General features: G+C 73.5%; 1 protein-coding gene. It reads right to left on the minus strand.

Annotated elements, in window-relative coordinates; genetic code table 11:
- The coding region (locus tag ABZ117_RS34085) for a beta-ketoacyl synthase N-terminal-like domain-containing protein (protein ID WP_356826666.1) at nt 1-5,195 on the minus strand (5,195 nt) is incomplete at both ends.

Genomic DNA, 5,195 nt, shown 5'->3' on the forward strand with positions numbered 1-5,195 from the left:
CGCGCCACCAACCCGCCCAGCACACCGGTGCCACCCGTGACCAACACCGACCCCTCCGGGCCGAAACACGCATCCGCGACCGCAGGCGCCGTCACGCGGGCGAGCCTCGGCGCGAACAGGCGGGAGCCACGCACAGCCACCTGCGGTTCCCCGGTCGCGAGGACGGCGGTGAGCAGCCGCTCGACGTCAGCACCTGCGGGGGTGTCCGTGTCGAGCAGGACGATCCGGTCGGGATTCTCCGCCTGGACCACCCGGACCAAACCCCATACGGCGGCCCCCGCCGGGTCGGTCACCGTCCGCTCACCGTCGGCGGGCACCGCACCCCGGGTGACGACGACCAGTTGGGCCGCCTCCAGCCCGGGCCTGGCCAGCCACTCCTGGACGATCTCCAGCACGCGGCCCGTCGCGGCCAGCGCCGCGTCGTCGTCCGTGCCGGCCGCCGCATCGCCGCGGCCGGCCTCCAGGACGACGACCGGGGGCACACCCGAGCCGTCGGTCAGCGCGGCCACATGCGCCGGCTCGGTGATGGGCACCCAGGCGGGCGGCAGGTCGGTGCCGGGCTCCGTCGTCGCAGGCAGCTCCGTCCACTCCACGCGGAACAGGGAGTGCCGGCTGTCGTCGGCCGCCGCGCCCAGCTGGTCGGCGGACACGGTCCGCGAGACCAGCGAGCGCAGCGTGAGCACCGGTGCGCCGGTCTCGTCCGCCGCTTCCAGGGCCAGGGCGTCGGGCGCGGACCGGTTCAGACGCACCCGCAGCGCCGTGGCGCCGGCCGCGTGCAGGTGCAGGCCGTTCCAGCCGAACGGGAGGTGGACACCGTCTTCGGTGCGGTTCTCTCCCTCGGGGTCCGAGAGCGCCACGTCCAGCATCGCGGGGTGCAGCGCGGCGTCGAGCAGCGCCGGGTGAATGCCGAACCGGGCGGCGCTCGCCCGCTGGTCCTCGGGGAGGGCGACCTCGGCGAAGAGGTCGTCGCCGCGTCGCCACAGGGCTCGTACGCCTTGGAAGACCGGCCCGTAAGCGTAGCCGGCCCTGGCCAGCAGCTCGTAGCCGCCGGAGATGTCCACCTGGCGGGCGCCGGTCGGCGGCCACACGGTGAGGCCGCCGTCCGGCTGGGGCACGTCGGCGGTCACCCGGGCGGTGAGGGTGCCGGTGGCGTGCCGGGTCCAGGCGTCGGTGCCTGCGTCTCCGGTGGTGTCGTCGGGCGCGGAGTAGACGGCGACCGTCCGGGTGCCCGTCTCCTCCGGGCCGCCCACGGTGACCTGCACGCGTACCCCGCCCTGCTCCGGCAGGACCAGTGGTGCCTCTACGACCAGCTCCTCGAGAACCCCGCAGCCGACCTCGTCACCGGCCCGCACGGCCAGCTCCACCAGCCCGGTACCGGGGACGAGCACCGCCCCGCCGACGGCGTGGTCCGCCAGCCAGGGATGCGTGCGCAGCGACAACCGGGAGGTGCACAACACCCCTCCCGTCTCGGGCACTTCTACCACCGCGCCGATCAGGGGGTGGTCGGCGCGGGCCTGCCCCAGGGAGGCCGCGTCCGCCGCCGGAGCGGGCTTCAGCCAGTAATGCCGGTGCTCGAAGGCATACGTCGGCAACTCCACATCCGCGGCCCCGGCACCCTCGGGCAGCACACCGGTCCAGTCGACCGCCACACCCCGCACGAACACCTCGGCCATCGACGTCAACAGCCGCCGCAAACCGCCCTCTTCACGACGCAACGAACCCGTGACGACCGCCTCGCACTGCGCCTCGTCCACGATCTCGTTCACCGGCTGCACAAGAACGGGATGGGCACTGGATTCGACGAACACCGTGTGCCCCTCGGCCAGGAGGGAGGCGATCGCCGGGCCGAAACGGACCTGGCCCCGCAGATTGCGATACCAGTAACCGCCGTCCAGCACACCCGCCTCACGCACCCAGCCACCGGTCACCGTCGAGAAGAACGGCACCACCGGCGCCTGGCTCCGGACATCCGCGAACGCCTTGCCCAACGCCCCCTCGATCGCCTCGACATGACGGGTGTGCGAGGCATAATCCACCGCCACCCGGCGCACCCGGACACCGTCCGCCTCCAACGCGACCAGCGCCTCGTCCAGGGCTTCGGCGTCACCGGCGATCACCACCGACGACGGACCGTTCACGGCAGCGACCTCGACCCGGCCCTCCCACGCAGCGATCCTGGTGGCGATCTCCGCCTCGGACAGTGCCACGGAGGCCATACCACCCCGGCCCGCCAACTCCCCCGCGATCACCTGACTGCGCACCGCCACGACCCGCGCCGCATCCCCCAGCGACAACGCACCCGCCACACAAGCCGCCGCGATCTCACCCTGCGAATGCCCCACCACCGCATCCGGGACAACCCCCACCGACGCCCACACAGCCGCCAGCCCCACCATCACCGCGAAACTCGCCGGCTGCACCACATCCACCCGCGCCAGAAGATCAACCTCACCACGCAGCACGGACATCAAGTCCCAGTCGATCCACGGATCCAACGCGCGGGCGCACTCCCCGACCCGCTCCGCGAACACCGGCGACGACTCCAGCAACTCCCGACCCATACCCAGCCACTGCGAACCCTGACCGGGGAACACCAGCACCGTCCGCCCAGCAACAGCCGTACCACCGCTCACCACCCCGGCAGCCGACTCCCCCCGAGCCAGTACACCCAGCCCCGCCACCGCCTCCCCACGCGAACCGGCAACCACCACCGCCCGCTCCGAAAGCACCGCACGCCGGGCCGCCAGCACACCCGCGACCTCCACCAGCGACACATCCGAGTCACCGACGAACACCCCGAGCCGCTCCGCCTGCCCCGACAGAGCACCCACCGAGGCCGCCGACACCACCAGCGGAACGAGTCCGTCGGCCGGCGTGACCGGCTTCCGGGCCGGTGCCTCGGGGGCCTGTTCGAAGATCAGGTGGGCGTTGGTGCCGCTGAGGCCGAAGGAGGAGACGCCGGCGCGGCGGGGGCGGCCGGTCTCGGGCCAGTCCCGGGCCTCGGTCAGCAGCTCGACGGCTCCGGCCGACCAGTCGACCTGCGGGGTCGGCTCTTCGACGTGCAGGGTCGGGGGCAGGACGCCGTGCCGCAGTGCCTCGACCATCTTGATGACGCCGGCGACGCCGGCGGCGGCCTGCGTGTGCCCGATGTTGGACTTCACCGAGCCGAGCCAGAGCGGCTGTTCGCGGTCGCGGCCGTAGGTGGCGAGCAGGGCCTGAGCCTCGATCGGGTCGCCGAGCGCCGTGCCCGTACCGTGTGCTTCCACCGCGTCCACGTCGGAGGCGGCCAGACCGGCCACCGCCAGCGCCCGGCGGATGACCCGTTGCTGCGAGGGGCCGTTCGGGGCGGTGAGGCCGTTCGAGGCGCCGTCCTGGTTGATGGCGCTGCCGCGCAGGACCGCCAGGACGCGGTGGCCCTTGCGGCGGGCCTCCGAAAGTCGCTCGAGTGCGACGACGCCGACGCCCTCCGCCCAGCCCGTGCCGTCGGCGGTCGAGGAGAAGGCCTTGCAGCGGCCGTCGGGGGCGAGGGCCCGCTGCCGGGAGAACTCCACGAAGGTACCCGGTGTGGCCATGACGGTCGCGCCGCCGGCGAGGGCGAGGGAGCATTCGCCGTTGCGCAGGGCCTGAGCGGCCAGGTGCATGGCGACCAGGGAGGAGGAGCAGGCGGTGTCGACGGTGACCGCGGGGCCCTCGAAGCCGAAGGCGTACGACACCCGGCCCGAGGCGACGCTGACCGCGGAGCCGGTGGCCGTGAAGCCGCCCAGTTCCGGCGGGATGTCGCCGCCGATGCCGTAGCCCTGGGTCATGACGCCGGAGAACACGCCGACGTCCGTGCCCTTCAGCGCGGACGGGTTCACGCCCGCCCGTTCCAGTGCCTCCCAGGAGGTCTCCAGCAGGAGCCGCTGCTGCGGGTCCATCGCCAGTGCCTCACGCGGGGAGATCCCGAAGAAGCCGGCGTCGAACCGGCCCGCCTCGTGCAGGAAGCCGCCCTGGTCGACGTAGGAGGTGCCGATGTTCTCGGGGTCGGTGTCGAAGAGGTCGTCCACGTCCCAGCCGCGGTCCACCGGGAAGCCGGAGATCGCGTCCCGGCCCTCGGCGACCAGCTGCCAGAGTTCCTCGGGGCTGTTGACGCCGCCGGGCAGCCGGCAGGCCATGCCGACGACGGCGATCGGCTCGTCGGGGTCGGCGACGACGACCGTGGGGACCGCGGCGCCGGTGACGTTGCCGTTCAGCCCGTCCAGCTCGTCGCGGAGGAAGCGGGCGAGCGTGAGCGGGGTCGGATAGTCGTAGACGAGGGTCGCGGGGAGGCTGAGCCGGGTGGCCTCGCGCAGCCGGTTGCGCAGTTGGACGGCGGTGAGGGAGTCGAAGCCGGCGTCCTTGAACGCCTTCTCGGCCCTGACCTTCTCGGGGCCCGTGTGGCCGAGTACGGTCGCGACGTGTGCGCGGACCAGGTCCAGGAGCAGGGTCTCCCGCTCGGCCGGGGGCAGGCCCGCGAGCCGGCCGGCCAGCCCGCTGCCGCGGCCCGCGGCGATGCGGGCGGCGGCGCGGCGGCTGTGGGGGACGAGCGTGCGCAGCAGGGACGGTACGTCGCCGCCGGCCGCGGCCTCGGCGCGTATGGCCCGCAGGTCCAGCCGGATCGGGACCAGCAGGGTCTCGCGGGTGCGCAGGGCCGCGTCGAACAGGTCCAGGCCCTCGTCGGGGCTGATCGCCTGGAAGCCGCCGCGGTGCATACGGGCCTGGTCGGCCTCGTTCAGGTGGGCGGTCATTCCGGTGGCCTGCTCCCACAGGCCCCACGCCAGCGACACACCCGGCAGGCCCGCGGCCCGGCGCCGCTGCACCACCGCGTCCAGATAGGCGTTCGCCGCCGCGTAGTTGCCCTGCCCGGCCGAACCGAACACGCCCGCCGCCGACGAGAACACGATGAACGTGTCCAGTTCGGGCACGAGTTCGCGTGTCAGTTCGTCCAGGTGCGTCACCGCGCTCACCTTGGGCGCGAACACACCCGCCAGGCGCTCAGGGGTGAGGGCGCCGATCACGCCGTCGTCCAGGACACCGGCCGTGTGCACCACACCCGACAACGGACGCTCCGCCGCCACCGCGCCCAGCAGTTCCGCCACCCGCGCACGGTCCGACACATCCACCGCCACCACGGACACCGACTCCGCACCCAGACCGGACAGCTCCGCCACCAGCTC

It is taken from the genome of Streptomyces sp. NPDC006309 (genome assembly GCF_040613095.1).
Taxonomy (GTDB): domain Bacteria; phylum Actinomycetota; class Actinomycetes; order Streptomycetales; family Streptomycetaceae; genus Streptomyces.